The sequence below is a fragment of the Haloarcula sp. Atlit-47R genome (assembly GCF_003665985.1).
GTDB lineage: Archaea > Halobacteriota > Halobacteria > Halobacteriales > Haloarculaceae > Haloarcula > Haloarcula taiwanensis.
Genome location: NZ_QPLQ01000037.1, coordinates 1 through 538, shown reverse-complemented (window position 1 = coordinate 538; position 538 = coordinate 1). Strand labels below are relative to the sequence as shown.

General features: G+C 74.2%; 1 pseudogene. It reads left to right on the top strand.

From position 1 onward, the window contains the following. Nucleotides 1-517, top strand: a pseudogene (locus DVK00_RS20735) (thioredoxin domain-containing protein); the annotation flags it as partial. Nucleotides 518-538: the final 21 nt, after the last annotated feature.

Genomic DNA, 538 nt, shown 5'->3' with positions numbered 1-538 from the left:
GGCGGGCGACCCGGTTCTGGACTTCGCCGCCGAGGTTGCCGACGCCGCCATCGACGAACTGTTCGACGAGGGCTCGTTCCTCGACGGCCCCGCGAGCGGCGAGGCGCTCCTGTCGTCGCCGCTGCGCCCGCTCGACGGGAACGTGGAGATGGCGAACGCGCTCGTCGACCTCGCGGCGCTCACCGGCGACGAGCGCTACCGCGAGGTCGCACAGGAGACCATCGCCGCGTTCGCTGGCGCGTGGGACCGCATCGGCGTGCAGGTCGCCGCCTACGGAACCGCGGCGGCGCGGCTGCTCCGCGACCCGCTTCTCGTCGAACTCAACGACGGCGTCGGCTCCGACCTCCACCGGGCGGCGCTCCGCGTCGCGGACCACGAGGCGCTCGTGGTTCCGGATGCCGATGCCGACGGTCTCCCGGCGGGGACCGCGCGCGTCAGCGCCGGCGAGACGGCGGTGGAGGCAACCACTCCCGAGGAGTTGATGGAGGCGGTCTCCACGGTGACGCCCGACGCCTGACCGCGACCCGCGGCAACCGCA